At 70.2% G+C, this 15,355-nt stretch carries 15 protein-coding genes; 9 read left to right on the top strand and 6 right to left on the bottom strand.

Features of this window, described 5'->3' with window-relative positions; all coding sequences use genetic code 11:
• Nucleotides 1-114: 114 nt before the first annotated feature.
• Together BMY74_RS10340 and BMY74_RS10345 are read left to right on the top strand one after the other, a co-directional pair.
• Nucleotides 115-1,320 (top strand): monooxygenase, encoded by a 1,206-nt coding sequence (locus tag BMY74_RS10340; protein ID WP_089913394.1) that lies wholly within the window; start codon nucleotides 115-117, stop codon nucleotides 1,318-1,320.
• 1 nt (nucleotide 1,321) lies between these two features.
• Complete coding sequence (locus BMY74_RS10345; RefSeq protein WP_089913398.1) at nucleotides 1,322-2,185, top strand: Rieske 2Fe-2S domain-containing protein; 864 nt, start codon at nucleotides 1,322-1,324, stop codon at nucleotides 2,183-2,185.
• Between the two features lie 18 nt (nucleotides 2,186-2,203).
• Here BMY74_RS10345 and BMY74_RS10350 read toward each other — a convergent pair whose 3' ends face one another.
• Entirely contained in the window at nucleotides 2,204-2,878 is a 675-nt protein-coding gene (locus tag BMY74_RS10350) for a response regulator (RefSeq protein WP_089913401.1), read from the bottom strand.
• Nucleotides 2,879-2,982: 104 nt separating this feature from the next.
• Nucleotides 2,983-3,597, bottom strand: a complete 615-nt coding sequence (locus BMY74_RS10355) for a TetR/AcrR family transcriptional regulator (RefSeq protein ID WP_089913405.1) — start codon at nucleotides 3,595-3,597, stop codon at nucleotides 2,983-2,985.
• Nucleotides 3,598-3,708: 111 nt separating this feature from the next.
• On the opposite strand from BMY74_RS10355, the gene BMY74_RS10360 reads away from it, so the two are divergent.
• The 5 genes from BMY74_RS10360 (at nucleotide 3,709) to BMY74_RS10380 (ending at nucleotide 8,788) form a co-directional block, all read left to right on the top strand.
• Nucleotides 3,709-4,776, top strand: a complete 1,068-nt coding sequence (locus BMY74_RS10360) for an aldo/keto reductase (RefSeq protein ID WP_089913408.1) — start codon at nucleotides 3,709-3,711, stop codon at nucleotides 4,774-4,776.
• Between the two features lie 68 nt (nucleotides 4,777-4,844).
• Nucleotides 4,845-5,588 (top strand): SDR family oxidoreductase, encoded by a 744-nt coding sequence (locus BMY74_RS10365; protein ID WP_089913412.1) that lies wholly within the window; start codon nucleotides 4,845-4,847, stop codon nucleotides 5,586-5,588.
• A 33-nt stretch (nucleotides 5,589-5,621) separates the two neighbouring features.
• Entirely contained in the window at nucleotides 5,622-6,362 is a 741-nt protein-coding gene (locus tag BMY74_RS10370; protein ID WP_089913415.1) for an SDR family oxidoreductase, read from the top strand.
• A gap of 38 nt (nucleotides 6,363-6,400) precedes the next feature.
• A complete protein-coding gene (locus BMY74_RS10375; protein ID WP_089913420.1) occupies nucleotides 6,401-7,777 on the top strand; it encodes an FAD-binding oxidoreductase in 1,377 nt (458 codons plus the stop codon).
• A gap of 6 nt (nucleotides 7,778-7,783) precedes the next feature.
• On the top strand, nucleotides 7,784-8,788 hold the full coding sequence (locus tag BMY74_RS10380; RefSeq protein ID WP_089913424.1) for an aldo/keto reductase: 1,005 nt from the start codon (nucleotides 7,784-7,786) through the stop codon (nucleotides 8,786-8,788).
• A gap of 66 nt (nucleotides 8,789-8,854) precedes the next feature.
• On the opposite strand, the gene BMY74_RS10385 is transcribed toward BMY74_RS10380, so the two are convergent.
• The 3 genes from BMY74_RS10385 to BMY74_RS45690 form a co-directional block, all read right to left on the bottom strand.
• A complete protein-coding gene (locus BMY74_RS10385; protein WP_089913426.1) occupies nucleotides 8,855-9,643 on the bottom strand; it encodes an alpha/beta fold hydrolase in 789 nt (262 codons plus the stop codon).
• Nucleotides 9,644-9,848: 205 nt separating this feature from the next.
• Nucleotides 9,849-11,120, bottom strand: a complete 1,272-nt coding sequence (locus tag BMY74_RS10390; RefSeq protein WP_143091521.1) for a glycoside hydrolase family 64 protein — start codon at nucleotides 11,118-11,120, stop codon at nucleotides 9,849-9,851.
• A 453-nt stretch (nucleotides 11,121-11,573) separates the two neighbouring features.
• Nucleotides 11,574-12,188, bottom strand: coding sequence for an SDR family NAD(P)-dependent oxidoreductase (locus tag BMY74_RS45690; protein ID WP_218159591.1), 615 nt, complete (start codon nucleotides 12,186-12,188; stop codon nucleotides 11,574-11,576).
• 95 nt (nucleotides 12,189-12,283) lie between these two features.
• On the opposite strand from BMY74_RS45690, the gene BMY74_RS10400 reads away from it, so the two are divergent.
• Together BMY74_RS10400 and BMY74_RS10405 are read left to right on the top strand one after the other, a co-directional pair.
• A complete protein-coding gene (locus BMY74_RS10400; protein WP_089914249.1) occupies nucleotides 12,284-12,955 on the top strand; it encodes a response regulator transcription factor in 672 nt (223 codons plus the stop codon).
• Complete coding sequence (locus tag BMY74_RS10405) at nucleotides 12,952-14,376, top strand: sensor histidine kinase (protein ID WP_089913429.1); 1,425 nt, start codon at nucleotides 12,952-12,954, stop codon at nucleotides 14,374-14,376. Before BMY74_RS10400 ends, BMY74_RS10405 begins: the two co-directional genes overlap by 4 nt.
• Here BMY74_RS10405 and BMY74_RS10410 read toward each other — a convergent pair.
• A complete protein-coding gene (locus BMY74_RS10410; RefSeq protein ID WP_245786019.1) occupies nucleotides 14,363-15,316 on the bottom strand; it encodes a glycoside hydrolase family 6 protein in 954 nt (317 codons plus the stop codon). The two genes, BMY74_RS10405 and BMY74_RS10410, sit on opposite strands and share 14 nt — an antisense overlap.
• Between the last annotated feature and the right edge of the window lie 39 nt (nucleotides 15,317-15,355).

Consider the following 15,355-nt stretch of genomic DNA (forward strand, 5'->3'; position numbering starts at 1 on the left):
CCGCTATTCAGTCCTAAGAGGACTTCGTGGAGTAGTACCGTCGTACCGGCCACCGCCGGAAGTGACGACCGCGGTACGACGAAACGCGGCGGAATCAGCCCTAGCGTTCAGGCCATGAGGAAACCTAACAGTCCACTGTGGAGGATTGGCGCGGCCACCGTGGCACTGGCGACGGCGTTCACCGTCGTCGCCTGCGGGTCGAACACCGGCGGCGGTGCGGCGCCCGTCCCGCCCGGACCGCACCACGGGCACGCGGGCAAGCCGCCGGCCCCGACGCAGCCGCTGCGCGCCGGCGAGCGGTTCGTCGACGTGAAGATGGCCCAGGCCTACACGCCCACGTCGCCGGAGGGCGGCACGGACGACTACCGCTGCCAGGTGATCGATCCGGGCCTGACGAAGCCGGAGTTCCTGACCGGCACCCAGTTCACGCCGGAGAACGTCGCGATCGCCCACCACGCCATCGTGTACGCGGTGCCGCCGGAGGGCGTGGCGGCGGTGCGCGAGCAGGACGCGAAGACCTCCGGCCTCGGCTGGCAGTGCTTCGGCGGAACCGGTGTGGAGGGCGCCGAGGAGGACGACGGGGACGCGGCGTGGGTGGACACCTGGGCGCCGGGCTCCGCGGAGACGCTGCTCGACCAGGACGTCGGCTACAAGCTGGAGCCGGGCAGCCTGATCGTCCTGCAGATCCACTACAACCTGCTCGCGACCGACGGCAAACCGGCGGGGTCGGACCGCTCGGCGGTGCGGCTGCGGCTGAAGGACGGCACGCCGCAGACCCGGGAACTCGAGACGTGGCCGCTCAGCGCGCCGACCGACCTGCCCTGCGCCGCCGGCGAGTCGGGTCCGCTCTGCGACCGGAACGCCTCGATCGCGGACGTGACCAAGCGGTTCGGGGCGGAGACCGGCGAGATGGCGGACATGCAGGTGCAGGAGTGCAACCAGGGCGGCACGCCGAAGCCCGGCGACACCCAGACCTGTGACCACAAGGTGGAGGCGCCGATGACGTTGTTCGCCGGTTTCGGCCACATGCACATGCTCGGGCGGGCCATCAAGGTCGAGCTCAACCCCGGCAAGCCGAACGCGAAGGTCGTGCTGGACGTGCCGCAGTTCGACTTCGACAACCAGCGGCTGCTGAAGCTGCCGTCGCCGGTGGAGATCGGTCCGGGCGACACGTTGCGGGTGACGTGCACGCACGACGCGGGACTGCGCAAACAGTTGCCGCAGTTGAGCAAGCTGCCGCCGCGCTACGTGGTGTGGGGCGACGGCACCAGCGACGAGATGTGCACGGGCATCATGACGGTCTCCCCCCACAAGTCCTGACGTGAGGGACGAACACGCACTGCTGCCGCTGCGCGCTTTTCTCGGCGGCACCTTCGTCTACGCCGGTGTCTCCAAGCTGTTCGACACGCACTACCTGGACGACGCTTCCGCACTCGGTGTCCACGCGCAGATGGTGAACGCCGCCGCGACCTCCCCGATCGGCCCGCTGGTCTCGCTGGCCGCCGACCACGCGACCGTCGCCGGGCTGGCGATCGCCTTCGGGGAGGTCGCGGTCGGCCTCGCGACCCTGCTCGGCCTGGTCACCCGGCTCGCCGCGCTCGGCGGTGTGCTGCTCTCGCTCAGCTTCTTCCTGGCGGTGAGCTGGACGACTCGGCCTTACTACTTCGGGGCCGACATCGTGTTCGTGTTCGCCTGGACCCCGTTGCTGATCGCGGGCGACGCCGGGGTGTTGTCACTGGGCGCCCGGCTGCGCGCGAAGGCGCAGGACGACGCCGGGCGGCGCACCGTGCTGCTGAGCGGTCTGATCGCGGGGGCGGCGGCCGTTGCCGGAGTCACCGCGGGCAGCGTGCTGGCGCTCGCCCGGCGTCCTGCCCGTTCGGCCGCGAAGCCGGCGGGCTACGTGATCGCCGCGGTCGACGACGTCGCCGTCGGTTCGTCGAAGAGCTTCACGACGCCGAACGGGATGCCCGCCCACCTCCTGCGCCCGGCGCCGGACACGTTCCTGGCGTACAACGCCGCCTGCAGTCATCAGGGCTGCCCGGTGTCGTACGTCGGTCCCGGATTCCGGTGCCCCTGCCACGGTGCCACCTACGACGAGAACGGACAGGTGACCGGAGGGCCGGCACCCGCACCGCTGGTCAAGATCCCGGTCACGGTCGTCGAGGGGCAGGTGGTGCTCGCCTGATCTTCGGAGTTGTGGCGGTCAACAGCGCTGGACCGGCCGGGTGAGCCTCAGGTCGTAGGCGAGGATGACGGCCTGGATCCGGTCCCGTGCGCCGATCTTGGCGAGGACCCGCCCGACGTGGGTCTTCACCGTCGACTCCGAGAGCGTGAACCGGTGCGCGATCTCGCCGTTGGTGAGGCCGTGGCCGATGGCGACGAGGATCTCGCGCTCGCGGCCGGTCAGGGAGTCCAGCCGGGGATCCTCCCGCCCCGGCCCGCCGAGGTCGTCGTCGAGCCGGTCGGCGACCGCGTCGAGCAACCGCCGGGTCAGCGCCGGCGCGATCACCGCGTCCCCGGCGGCGACGGCCCGGATGCCGGCGAGCAGCTCCTCGGGGCGGGTGTCCTCGAGCAGGAAACCGCTGGCCCCGGCCCGCAACACGGCGAACGCGTACCGGTCCACATCGGACGTCGTCAGCACGAGAACACGCGAACGCCCTCCAGCGGCGACGATGCGCCGGGTGGCCTCGATCCCGTCGACGCCCGGCCTGCGGGTGTCCATCAGCACCACGTCGGGACGCAGCTCGGAGGCCCGCCGAACGGCCTCGGCGCCGTTCGCGGCCTCGCCGACGACCTCGGTGTCGGGCGTGCTCTCCAGCAGCACGCGAAACCCGAAGCGCTGCAGCGGCTGGGCGTCCACCACGAGCACGGAGATCATGAGCGGCTGCCTTCCAGGGTCGCGCGGTCCGGCCACCGTCCGGTGCGGGCCGGTGGTGGCTACTTCCTATCGAGCGGACCTGAGACGACCGTTAAAAACAGGGCTCAGGCGCCGGCGGCCTCCGGCTCCGCACCGCGCAGGGCGTTGTCGATGAGGATCGTCGCGATGGCCTGCGCGGTCGGGAGGGTCTCGGTGCCGAGCGCCCTGGTGCGCGCCGACGCGCCGTCCAGCAGCAAGGCCAGCTGTTCACCGAGTTGTTCGGGATCGGCGGCGCCGGCCTGGCGAGCGGTCTCGGTGAAACGGGCCGCGACCGACATCTTGTAGTCGCGCGCACACCTGCGCCCGGGATCGTCCGGGTCGGCGATCTCGACGGCGGCCGCGATGAAGGGGCACAGCGGCGTCACTTCGGCCGGCGGCACCGTTCGCGGCCTGTCGAACGCGGCGAGCAGCCGCTCACGGGGAGACAGGTCGTCGCGGTCGAAGACCTCGGGCATCGTGTCGGGGTCGTGCCGGCGCAAGTACTCGGCGACGAGCTCGTTCTTGCTCCCGAAGTGCTGGTACACGGTGCGCTTCGACACCTGCGCCTCGGCGGAGAGCTGGTCCATGCCGGTGCCGCCGATCCCCTGGCCGCGGAACAGGCGCTCCGACGTCTCCAGGATGCGCTCTCGCGCGCCTCTGCCCCGTCGTCGGCTCGACGGGCCCATCTCCAGCTCGGCCATGCCACCAGTGTACGAGCCGGGTAATGGTCGGAGTACTTAACTTGCGGCGCCACGGCCCGCCGGGCTAGCTTAAGTACACAGTCGTTGTACTTAAGGAACCGGAGAACCTCGATGCCACTCAGCCTTGACACCTACCGACTGCTGGGGCGGTCAGGACTCCGCGTCTCCCCGCTGGCGCTCGGCACGGCGACGTTCGGCACCGAGTGGGGCTGGGGCGTCGAGCGGGACAACGCGCGCGTTCTGTTCGACACGTACGTCGAGAACGGCGGCAACTTCATCGACACCGCTCCCACCTACACCAACGGGAGCTCCGAACGGCTGGTGGGCGAGTTCAGCCGCGGCCGGCGCGAAAGCCTGGTCCTGGCCACGAAGTACTCCACCCTGCGCACTCCCGGCGACCCGAACTCGGGCGGGCCCCACCGCAAGAACCTGTTCGCGTCGGTGGAGGCCAGCCTGCGGCAACTCGGCACCGACCACATCGACCTGCTGCACCTGCACGTCTGGGACTTCACGACACCGGCCGACGAGATCCTCCGCGGCCTGGACGACGTGGTCCGCCAGGGCAAGGTCCTCTACGTGGCGATGTCCAGCGCCCCCGCGTGGGAGATCTCGCGCATGCAGACCATCGCCGACCTGCGCGGCTGGACGCCGTTGATCGCACTGCAGGTCGAGTACAGCCTCATCAACCGGGACGCGGAACGCGACCTCATCCCCATGTCCCGGGCGATGGGACTGGGTGTGACCCCGTTCTCGCCGCTGGGCGGCGGTATCCTGTCGGGCAAGTACAGCCGCGCCGACCTCACCCCGGCGAGCGCCGAACCCGGCGAGAGCAACCGCAAGAGCTTCAACGCGACCCTGGGCATGGTGACCGAGCGGACGCTCGGCATCGCCGACGTCGTGCGGGACATCGCCGCCGAGCACGAACGCACCCCGGCGCAGGTCGCGCTGGCGTGGGTGCTGCGGAACCCCGGTGTCGCGGCGCCGATCATCGGGGCGCGCACTCCGGACCAGTTGCGGGGCAACCTCGACGCCTTGCAGGTCGAGCTGACCGACGACCAGTTCGCCCGGCTCGACGAGGTCAGCGCGATCAGGCTCGGCGACCCGCACGACCTGCTTGCGAGCGACCACATCCGCATGGTGTCCCACGGAGACATGAAGATCGAAACCCGTGGCCGCTGACCGTGCACAGTGGACCAGACCTTGGAACCGTTGCAGCACGTCGAAGAACAAGCGCAGGAGATGCCAGGATGGGTGTGTACACCGGAAAGAACGCGGTCGTCACCGGCGGAGCCAGCGGACTCGGGTTCGGGATCGCCGAGTTCCTGGTGGAGCGCGGCGCACGGGTCGTGATCACCGGCCGCTCCCGGGAACGACTCGACGCCGCCCGGGAGAGGCTCGGACCGAACGCGCTGACCGCGCGGGGCGACGTGGCCTCGCTGGAGGACCTGGACTCACTCGCCGAACAGGTCTCAGCGGAACTCGGTTCGCTCGACGCGCTCTTCGTGAACGCCGGTGTCACCCGCACCGCGTTGCTGGAAGAGATGACCGAGAAGGCCTACGACGAAGTGTTCGACATCAATGTCAAAGGTGCCTTCTTCACGGTGCAGAAGCTCGCCCCTCTGTTGAACAAGGGGGCCGGTGTCGTCCTCACGACTTCGGCCGCGAGCGTCATGGGCATCCCCACCACCAGTGCCTACGCGGCGAGCAAGGCGGCGCTGCGTTCCCTGGCCCGCGGCTTCGCCGCCGAACTGACCGGCCGGGAGATCCGGGTCAACGCCATCAGCCCCGGACCGGTCGACACCGGGGTGCTCGAGAAGGAGATGAGCCCGGAGGCCGCCGCGGAGTTCATCGCGCAGCGGGTGGCGGAGAACCCGTTGCGGCGCCTCGGCACTCCCGTGGAGATCGCCGCGGCGGCGGCGTTCCTGGCCTTCGACGCCACGTACACCACCGGGGTCGAACTGGCGGTGGACGGTGGCTACACCCAGCTCTGAGCCGTTGTCCCACAGGCAGTCTGAAGGAACCCCATGCCCAACGCAGTGATCACCGGCGGTACCAGCGGCATCGGCCTCGCCACCGCGGAACTGCTCGCCGGACGTGGCTACCGGGTCGTCGTCACCGGCAGCACCGACACCTCGGTGGCCGCCATCGCACCGAATCTTCCCGAGGGGGTCGTCGCGGTGCGCGCGGACTCCCGGTCGTTGCCGGACACCGACCGGCTCGTCGACGAGGTGCGCACCCGGTTCGGTCAGGTCGACCTGCTCTTCCTGAACGCCGGCGTGTTCCGTGCCGCCCCTCTCGACGCCGTCGACGAACGGAGCTACGACGAGCTCTTCGACATCAACACGAAGGGGCAGTTCTTCACCCTGCAGAAGATGGAGCCCCTGCTCGCCGAAGGCGCCTCGGTCGTCATCACCGTCGGGATCGCCGCGACCCGCGGCATCCCCGGCGCGAGCGTCGCAGCCGGCAGCCGCGGTGCCCTGCTCACCATGGTGCCCTCGCTGGCGGTCGAACTCGCCCCACGCCGCATCCGCGTCAACGCGGTCAGCCCCGGCGCCGTCGACACACCCCTCCTGCGTAGATCCGGTGTGTCCGAAGAGGACATCTCGCGGATCAAGCGGCACCAGGCCGACCACGTCCCCCTCGGCCGCCTCGGCCGCATGACCGAGATCGCCGAGACGGTCGCGTTCCTCGCTTCGGACGGGGCCGCCTACGTCACGGGCCAGGAAATCGTGGTCGGAGGCGGAGCGGACCTCACCCTCTTCTGAGTATAGTGATCGTTACATACAATGCAGAGGAGAAACTCATGCCTGGTGACGGCTTCGACCACGACCAGGCGGTCGTGTCCGCCCGAGCCGCGTTGATCGATCGTCTGCCCGCCCACCAGGTGCACGTGTCCGGGCCGGAGTACGCCCGCGGCATCGCTTTGTGGAACGGTGCCGCGGAACAGCGTCCCGCCATCGTGCTGACCTGCACGTCCACCGATGACGTGGTGATCGGCGTGCGGACCGCTCGTGAGTTCGGGTTGCCGCTGTCGGTGCGTGGACGGGGTCACAACCACGCGGGATTCGCCTTGGCCGAGGGCGGTCTGACGCTGGACATCAGGCCGCTGAACTCCGTGCGGGTGGACCCGCGGGCCCGGACGGCCGAGGTGGGTGGGGGTGCCGCCGTCAACGACCTGCTGGCCGCAGCCGGCGAGCACGGCCTGGTGGCGGCGACCGGCACGGTGGGGACGGTGGGGGTGTCCGGTCTCACCCTCGGCGGTGGCTACGGGCCGCTGAACGGTGTGGCCGGCCTTGCCGCGGACAACCTGCTCGGCGCCGAGGTGGTCACCGCGGACGGGTCCGTTGTGGACGCTGACGAGGGCCTGCTGTGGGCGCTTCGCGGTGGTGGCGGCAACTTCGGGGTCGTCACGTCGATGACCGTGCGGCTGCACGCCGTGCCCCAGGTGGTGTCCGGGCTGTTGCTGTACCCGTGGCACCAGGCCCGTCAGGTGCTCGAGGGTGTGCGCGAGGCCATGGAGAACTGCCCAGACAGCCTGACGATCCAGACCGCGGTGATCGTCGGTCCGGACGGCTCGCCCGGTCTGGCCGTCATCCCCACCTGGTCGGGTGATGTCGAGGCCGGGCTCGATCCGGAGGGTCCGGCCATGGCGCTGACAAGGCTGGGCGACTTGGCGGTGGGCCGGCTCGCGGCCGCGCCCCAGGCCGCGGTGATCGCCTCGCTGGACGCGATGTTCCCCGATGGCCGCAACGTCGTGATGCGGACGCGCAACGTCCCCTCCATCAGCGACGAGCTCATCGACTCCCTCGCGGAGTTCGGCGACAGGATTCCGACGCCGTTCTCCGCTCTCGTGCTGCACCACTTCCACGGCGCTTCCACGAGGGTCGCTCCGGACGCCACCGCCTTCGACCGGCGCGAGCCGCACCTCATGATCGAGATCATCGGGATCTGGGAGGGCGAGGACGCGGGCGATCGTGTTCGCGCGTGGGCCGACGCGGCGTCGGAGGCGCTGGCGGACCAGTCGTTCCCCGGCGGCTACGTCAACAACCTCGGGCCGGAGGCGACCGAGCAGATCGCGCACCTGTACGGGGAGAACCTCTCCCGCCTCCAGCAGGTCAAGGCGAAGTGGGATCCGGAGGGCCTGTTCTCGGCGACGCCGTTGCCCGCGGCCGGGGCGTGATCCGCGATGCGATACCAGACCTTCGGCCGTCGGACCGGACTGCGGGTGTCCGAACTGGCTCTCGGCACAGCCGGGTTCGGCACCGGGCCGAACGCCCGCAGCACCCCGGACGAGGCCCGGATCGTCCTGAACGCCTTCGCCGACGCCGGCGGCACTTTCCTGGACACGTCGGACGGATACGGGGCCGGGGAATCGGAAAGCGTCCTGGGCGAGCTCATCGAGGGCCGGCGTGAGGACTTCGTGCTGGGCACCAAGTACACGCGCATGCCGCATTCGGTGCATCGCACCGGCAACAGCCGCCGTGCCGCCCTGCTCTCCGTCGAAGCCAGCCTGCGTCGCCTGAGGACCGACTACATCGACCTTCTCTGGGTCCACCTCCCCGACGGCGTCACCCCGATCGACGAGATCCTCTCGACCTTCGAGGACCTGCGGCGCGCGGGCAAGATCCTCCACGGCGGTCTCTCGAACTTCCCGGCCTGGCGGGTGGCGGTGGGAGCGAGCAGGAGCCTCGACCTGGTCGGCGTGCAGGAGCCGTTGAACCTCCTGAACCGCGACATCGAGCACGAGATGCTGCCGGCCGCCGAAGCGTTCGGTCTCGGCGTGTGCGCCTACTACCCGCTCGCCGGCGGCCGGCTGACCGGGAAGTACCGCCGCGGGGAAGAGGGCCGCTACACCGCCCTGGGGGTGCCGACCGAGGACACCGGACACCAGAAGTCGGTTCTGGACGTCGTGCTCGAGATCGCCGACGAGGTCGGGGAGAAGCCGGGGCGCATCGCGTCCGCCTGGGTCCTCGCCCGCGCCGAGCGCGCCACCACCGCGATCGTCCCGATCATCGGACCGCGCACGACGGAGCAGCTCGACGACTACATCGCCTCGCTTTCACTCGAGCTCACACCCGAGCACTACGCCCGGCTCGAAAGCGTTAGCGCACCACGGATTCGTGATGACTCCCCGTACACCTTCGCGGGAGAAACCGCGCGCTTCAAGTTTCCCGCCACCCCTGTGATCTGACGTGGATGTCGAGTGACCGGCGGGGTGCGGTGGCCGGAACCACCGCACCCCGCCGGGTTCACGAGGTCACCGCGCGGCGGACTCGATCAGCTTCGTGACCACGTCCGGACGGCTGAGCATCACGGCGTGCGAGGCGTCCACCTCGGTGATCTTCGCGTTGGCCCTGGTGGCCATGAACCGCTGCACCGACGGGTCGATGGCGCGGTCCTTGCGCGTCACCAAGGCGAACGAGGGAATGGTGCGGAAGCCCTCGGCGCCGCTGGCGTCCGTGACCGCGTTGGTGTTCGCCGGCCGCTGGGCGACGGCGAGGGTGGTGGCGGTGGTCCGGTCGAGGTCACCCGCGAACCTGTCGCGGAAGTGGGCGGGGTCGATGACGACCTCGGTGCCGCCGGGGACCTGGGTGGCGAGCAGCGGCAGGGGCGAAGCCGACCGCGAGGCGAGCTCGCCGATCGTCTCGCCCTGGGCGGGGATGAAGCCCGCGACGTAGACGAGCGCCTTGACGCCGGGGGCGGTCGTGGCCGCGTTGGTGATCACGGCGCCGCCGTACGAGTGCCCGACCAGGATCTTCGGTCCCTCGATCGTCGCGAGGTAGCCGGCGAGGTAGGCGCTGTCACCGGTGAGGCCCTGGAGCGGGTTCGCGATGGCTCTCACCGGATAACCGTCGCGCGTCAGCCGCTCGACGACGGGCGCCCAGCTCGACGAGTCCGCCCACGCCCCGTGGACGAGCACGACGGTCGGCTTGGCCGAACCGCCGGGGCGGTCGGGCGTGGTGGCCGTCGCGGGCACGGACAGGGCGAGCACGGAGAGTGCGCTCACTCCGACGATCAAGGCCTTGCGGAGGAGTTTGCTGCGCATGACGAGTCCTTACTCGGAGACAGGAGGCTTCGGCGGTCCGACGTTCTCAAAGAGACAGAACGTTCTACCTTGCCCAGTAAAGCCCCTGCCGTCCTCCGCAGTCAAGACCGATCGTTCTATCTACGTCCTGGATCACAGTTCCACGCCAGAACGGCGCTGCGGACGTGGTCCGCAGCGCCGTTCGTCAAGGGCTTCAGCCGTGGGCTCAGGCCAGGGCGAAGTTCCAGTTCGGAACGACCTCGCCACTCGAGTCGCTGACGGCCCCGCTCGCCGCGGAGGCCGGGGCAGCGCCGCCGAACGGGGTCAGGACGATCCCCGCCGAGCGCGGGTCGCCGTCGTGCACCAGGGACTCCTGGGCCTGCACGTCGTCGAACGCGAACCCGTACGCCTTGCCGTCCACCATGTTCTGGTGCACCAGCCGGGAGTAGTGGTTGGTGATCGCGCCCTGGTAGAAGTCCGCCGGGCCACCACCGGGCTGGGTGTCGATGCGTCCCAGCGTCGAGCGGTGCAGCGCGGCGCACAGCGTGCGGGCGATCGGGCCGACCACCTGGTCGTTGGGCGCCTGCAACGCGCCGTCACAGCCCCAGACGTTGGCCGTGGACGGCTTCGCGAAGGAAGCCACCTGCTTTCCGGTGGAGTCCGTGAAGTTCATGGTGGCGCCTGAGGTGCGGCCGAAGTACTTCACGTCCGGACGGTCACCGAACGGCTGCACCGTCAGCGTCTTGCCCGCGTAGGCGTCCCAGGCCTCGGTGATGTACGGGTCGAGGTAGTTGCGGTCGAAGTTGCCGACGTCCGCCGCCTTGCCCGGCGCCAGCACCCGCAGCACCGTGCCGTCCGAACGGGACACGACCGACCCGCCCCACCCGGCCTGGCCGCGGATGCCGTTGATCACCGCGTCACGACCGCCGGACTTCAGCTCACCGGTCTTCTTCGTGGCACCGCTCGCGCCCGTCACGGTCACCGCGTGCGGCACCGCGAACATGTCCACCTGCGAGCTGTTGAGCCACAGACCCGCGTCGTTGTAGGTGAACTCGCTCCAGTCGAACAGGATGCCGCTGTTCGGATCGCCACCAGCCCACGGTGCCGGCTGCACCAGGCCGTCCGGCGTCAGGAAGAACTTCAGCTTCTCCCCGAACGACATGTAGACACGGCCCGAGATGAACCGCGGCACCTGCAGCGTGGTCGTGCCGCCCTGACCAGGGCCGGCGATCGACACGTCCGGTGCCGGGGTGGGCGGGTTGCCGCCCGGCGACCACGGCGTGAAAGCCCCCGCCTGGTTGACGTACCCCAGACGCCCGCTGCGGATGTCCGTGCCCAGCACGTACAGGTGCACGGCCTCGGAACGGCCGCTGTTGTTGGTGACGGTGAGCGGCAGCAGTTCCGGCCCGATCGCCTGGGCAGGTGCGGTCGCGATGACCGCCGATGCAGTCGCCGCCAGTGCGGCGAGCGCGCTCAACCACTTTGTTCGAGTGCGCATACAACTCCTTGTGCAGGGTTTTTCCGTCATCAGGCCCCGGCCCTGCTTCAGGGAAGGCCGGCGCCCGCGCTCCGAGAACTGGTACAGACCGGTTATGAGAGCGCTTCCATGGTTGATCGCCGAGTCGGCTCTGTCAACACCGGACGAGCGTCCGACGCGGCCCGACTTCCCGCGCGGACAAGCGAAACAGCGCACGGACCAGGGCGGATGCACCGAAGGGAAAGAAGAAAATTCGACTGAAGGCGGGGTTGCGGCGTGCAACCTGGCTTGCACACAAACGAATTCGTGCTTTTACCGAGATCTCACACGGCAGCAGCGGAGGTCCGTCACCATTTGTCCTCATAGGACGATCACGCACCGCCCGGACGGAACCGTCGCAAGTGGACCGTTCAGTCGCGGAACTGCTCCGTTCGAGTGTTTGAAGTTTCCCGTGACCTGACAGCGGGAACGGCGTCAGAGGTAGCGCACTCCCGTGAGCGCCTCGGCCGCGTTCCACAGCCGCCGTCCGTTCGGACATGAGGTCGTCGACGTCGAGGTGCACACCGCGATGCGCGGTGGAGCTGAGGTTGACGACCCTCGCCCCGCCCGGCTCAGCGCGCCGGGGAGCAGGCCGGTGAGGGCGAAGTGGCCGAGGAAGTTCGTGCCGATGTGGAGCTCGAACCCGTCCGCGGTCGCGCGCGCCGGGCCGAGGTCGGCGGTGACGGCGTTGTTCACCAGCAGGTCGACCGTGCCGAGCGAGGACGTCACGTCGCCGGCGAACCCGCGCACCGGCTCCAGGCACGCCAGGTCGAGTTCCCGCACCTGCAAATCGGCGCGGGGCACCACGTTCCTGATCGCCCCGGCCGCCCGTTGACCGGCCCGGACGTCCCGCACCGCCAGGACGACCAGGGCGCCGTGCCGCGCGAGCTGCGTCGCGGTGGCCGGGCCGACCCGCGTGCGGTGCGGGAGAGGTCGTTCCGGGTCGCGGAACGAACCGAGCCGGTCGGTGTGTTTCAGAAGGCGGCGGCGCTGCTCCCCCTCGACCTCGCCGCCACCTTCTCCCCCGGCCGTGGATCCCCCCGGCTCCACGACGCAGAGCCTGTCAGGGTGAACCTGAAGTGATGCTGAAGGATCCTGAAACGGATTTCAGGACTCGATCACGGGTGATGCGGCACGCTGCCCTCATGCGCGTGCTCGTCGTGGAAGATGACCCCCGCCTCGCCGACCTGCTCACCCGCGGCCTGACCGCCGAGGGCTTCGCGGTCGACGTGGAGCGCACCGGCACCGACGGGCTGTGGCGGGCGCGGGAGCACCCGTACGACGTGATCGTCCTGGACATCATGCTGCCCGGCCTCAACGGCTACCGGGTCTGCAAGGAGCTGCGGGACGCCGGGATCTGGACGCCGATCCTCATGCTCACCGCGAAGGACGGCGAGTTCGACGAGGCAGAGGGCCTCGACACCGGCGCGGACGACTACCTGACCAAGCCGTTCTCCTACGTCGTGCTGGTCGCGCGGCTCAGAGCGCTCGGGCGGCGGTCGCGCAACGCCCAGCCGGTGCTGCTGAGGGCCGGTGACCTGGTGCTCGACCCGGTCAGCCGCGAGTGCCACCGCGGGACCACGCGGATCGACCTGAAGGCCAAGGAGTTCTCGGTGCTGAGCTTCCTGCTGCGGCACGCCGGGGAGGTCGTCACGAAGTCGGAGATCATCGACGGCGTGTGGGACTCGGCGCAGGACCCCGACCCGAACCTCGTCGAGGTCTACGTCAGCGCGTTGCGGCGCAAGATCGACGCGCCGTTCGACCGGCGGAGCATCACCACCGTGCGCGGTGTCGGTTACAGGTTGGTGGACCGGTGAGGTCGTTGCAGGTCAAGGTGACCGTGCTGGCCACGGTGGCGACGGCAGTGCTGGTCGGCCTGGCCGGGTTCCTGATGCTGGGGTCGCAACGGCAGCAGATCACCACCCAGGCCGAGAACAGCTCGCGCGTGCACTACGTGTGCGCCGGCAGCAAGTGCGTCGTCCTGGACGAGCGGAAACTGCTCACCGCGCCGGACGTGGTGGTCCAGTACGCGACCACCGAGGTGCGCCCGGAGCTGACGCTGTCGCCGTTCGGCGAGTTCGGGTACGAGGTGGTCGGGGCGGGGCCGCGGCCCCCGGAGGAGGCGGCACGGACGATCACCGCGCAGGCGCAGGCGGAGCTGAACACCGCGGCGCTGGGCCTGCTCGGGGTGTTCGTGCTGGTCACCACGCTGGTGTCGGTCACGGTGCTGACCGCGGTCGGGCGGGTGCTGCGGCCGGTGGAGGCGATGCGCGCCGAGGTGGCCGAGATCAACGAGCACAACCTCACCCGGCGCGTCCCCGTGCCGTCCTCGGACAACGAGATCGCCCGGCTGGGCGCGACGCTGAACGAGACGCTCGACCGGGTGCACCACGCCGTCGAGGACACCCGCCGGTTCGTCGCGGACGCCTCGCACGAGCTGCGCAGCCCCCTCGCCGCGCTGCGGGCCGAGCTCGAGATCGCGTTGTCGCACCCCGACATGGCGGACTGGCCGACCGTCGTGAAGATGGCGCTGGAAGACGCCGAACGGCTGCAGGAGCTGACCACCGACCTGTTGCTGCTGACCAGGCTGGACGCCGACGCGCTGGACCGGCAGGACACCGTCGACCTCAGCGCCGTCGTGCGCCGCGAGGTCTCCCGACGGGCGATGGTCACGCTCGACGCCGAGGACCACGTGCTCGTGCCCGGACGGCACGCGCAGCTGTCCCGGCTGCTCGGCAACCTGCTCGACAACGCCGAACGCCACGCGGGCACCGAGGTCGTCGTGCGCCTGCGCGGCGGGTCGTCCGCGACGCTCGAGGTCATCGACGACGGCCCCGGGATTCCCGAGGGGGACCGGGAACGCGTCTTCGACCGGTTCACCCGGCTCGACGAGGCCCGCACCCGTGCCGCGGGTGGTGCGGGCCTCGGGCTCGCCATCGCCCGCCGCATCGCGGGACGGCACCAGGGCACGCTGGAGGCCACCGACGCCGAGGGGTTCCGCGGGATCCGTTTCGTGGCGACGATCCCGACCGGCATCCCCCAGCCGAGGAAGGCCGCCGTCGTGGAGCGGCACCGCGTGGGCGACGAGGTGTGGCAGTTCCTCAACGGGTCGATCGTCCCGACGCACCACCACCTGCCCGAACCGCGCCCGGTCCCCGAGCCCGAGCTCGACTGGGACCTCATCTTCGGCGAGCACCGGCCCGCGCACGGGCCGGTGCTCCCCCTCAGGTCCCGGTGATCAGCCGGACGGCGAGATCCGGGTCGAAGGTCCCGGCCGGTGTGGTCGGGGCGATGCCGCACGGGCCGTCGGACACGCCGGGTGTCTTGACCCACAACAGCATTTCGGCACCACCGCCCGTCTGGGCGGTGACGCCGAGCCTGGCGCCCGCCGGGTTGCACCAGCCGTCCGGGTCGGAGTTGCGCCCGTTGGCGTTGCGGCTGGTGTCGATCACGAACGGCCGCGCGGTGCCCAGGAAGCCGTTGATCGAGTTCGCGTAGGTCGCCGACTGGCTGGTCGTATAGTAGTTGGACACGTTGACGGAGAACCCGCGTATGTTCGCCACGCCGGCCTCGTTCAGCCGGTACGCCATCGTCGACGGGGTGCCCCAGCCGGCGTTGCCCGCGTCGAGGTAGGCGTAGGTGTTGGGCGCCTTGGCTTTCAGCTGCTCGGTGGCGTACCGGAGCAACCCGGCCATCTCGTCGCGCTTCGCCTGGTCGAGGCAGCCGTACGCGGCGAGCGCGTCCGGTTCGACGACCACGACCGCGGGTTTGGTCCCGATCCCGGCCGCGAAGCCCGAGATCCAGGTCCGGTAGGCGGCCGCGCTGCCCGCGCCGCCTCCCGAGTGGCCACCGCAGGCGTCCCGGTTGGGGATGTTGTACGCGACGAGCACGGGCAACCTGTCCTGCCCGTCGGCCGCGCCCGCGTAATTGGCCACGGTCGAGCCGATGTTCGCGTCGTTGCCGAACCAGCGCGCGATCGGCTTGGAGCCGATGGAGGACTGGATCCGCGCGGACCTGGAGTCGCCCGGGTTGTTCCGCGCCCAGGTGGCGGGCGCGGAGTTCGGGTTGACGTAGAAGCCGCTCGTCAGGCTGATCGGACTGGCTGCCGCGGCAGGGGAAGTGGGTGCCAGCAGCGCGACCGCGCAGGCGACGGTCGTGGAACGGACGATCCACCGCACTGTGGATCTCCTTTCGGACGGGGACTTTCCTACGGGAGA

Origin of the sequence: Lentzea albida (assembly GCF_900111005.1) — a bacterium.
Lineage (GTDB): Bacteria > Actinomycetota > Actinomycetes > Mycobacteriales > Pseudonocardiaceae > Lentzea > Lentzea albida.

Bases quoted from the DNA above. Each gene is read 5' to 3' on its own strand.
- BMY74_RS10365 (WP_089913412.1), top strand. From the start codon at position 4,845: ATGGGTGTGTACACCGGAAAGAACGCGGTCGTCACCGGCGGAGCCAGC.
- BMY74_RS10350 (WP_089913401.1), bottom strand. From the start codon at position 2,878: ATGATCTCCGTGCTCGTGGTGGACGCCCAGCCGCTGCAGCGCTTCGGG.
- BMY74_RS10385 (WP_089913426.1), bottom strand. From the start codon at position 9,643: ATGCGCAGCAAACTCCTCCGCAAGGCCTTGATCGTCGGAGTGAGCGCA.
- BMY74_RS10355 (WP_089913405.1), bottom strand. From the start codon at position 3,597: ATGGCCGAGCTGGAGATGGGCCCGTCGAGCCGACGACGGGGCAGAGGC.
- BMY74_RS10340 (WP_089913394.1), top strand. From the start codon at position 115: ATGAGGAAACCTAACAGTCCACTGTGGAGGATTGGCGCGGCCACCGTG.
- BMY74_RS10380 (WP_089913424.1), top strand. From the start codon at position 7,784: ATGCGATACCAGACCTTCGGCCGTCGGACCGGACTGCGGGTGTCCGAA.
- BMY74_RS10375 (WP_089913420.1), top strand. From the start codon at position 6,401: ATGCCTGGTGACGGCTTCGACCACGACCAGGCGGTCGTGTCCGCCCGA.
- BMY74_RS10400 (WP_089914249.1), top strand. From the start codon at position 12,284: ATGCGCGTGCTCGTCGTGGAAGATGACCCCCGCCTCGCCGACCTGCTC.
- BMY74_RS10390 (WP_143091521.1), bottom strand. From the start codon at position 11,120: ATGCGCACTCGAACAAAGTGGTTGAGCGCGCTCGCCGCACTGGCGGCG.
- BMY74_RS10370 (WP_089913415.1), top strand. From the start codon at position 5,622: ATGCCCAACGCAGTGATCACCGGCGGTACCAGCGGCATCGGCCTCGCC.
- BMY74_RS10360 (WP_089913408.1), top strand. From the start codon at position 3,709: ATGCCACTCAGCCTTGACACCTACCGACTGCTGGGGCGGTCAGGACTC.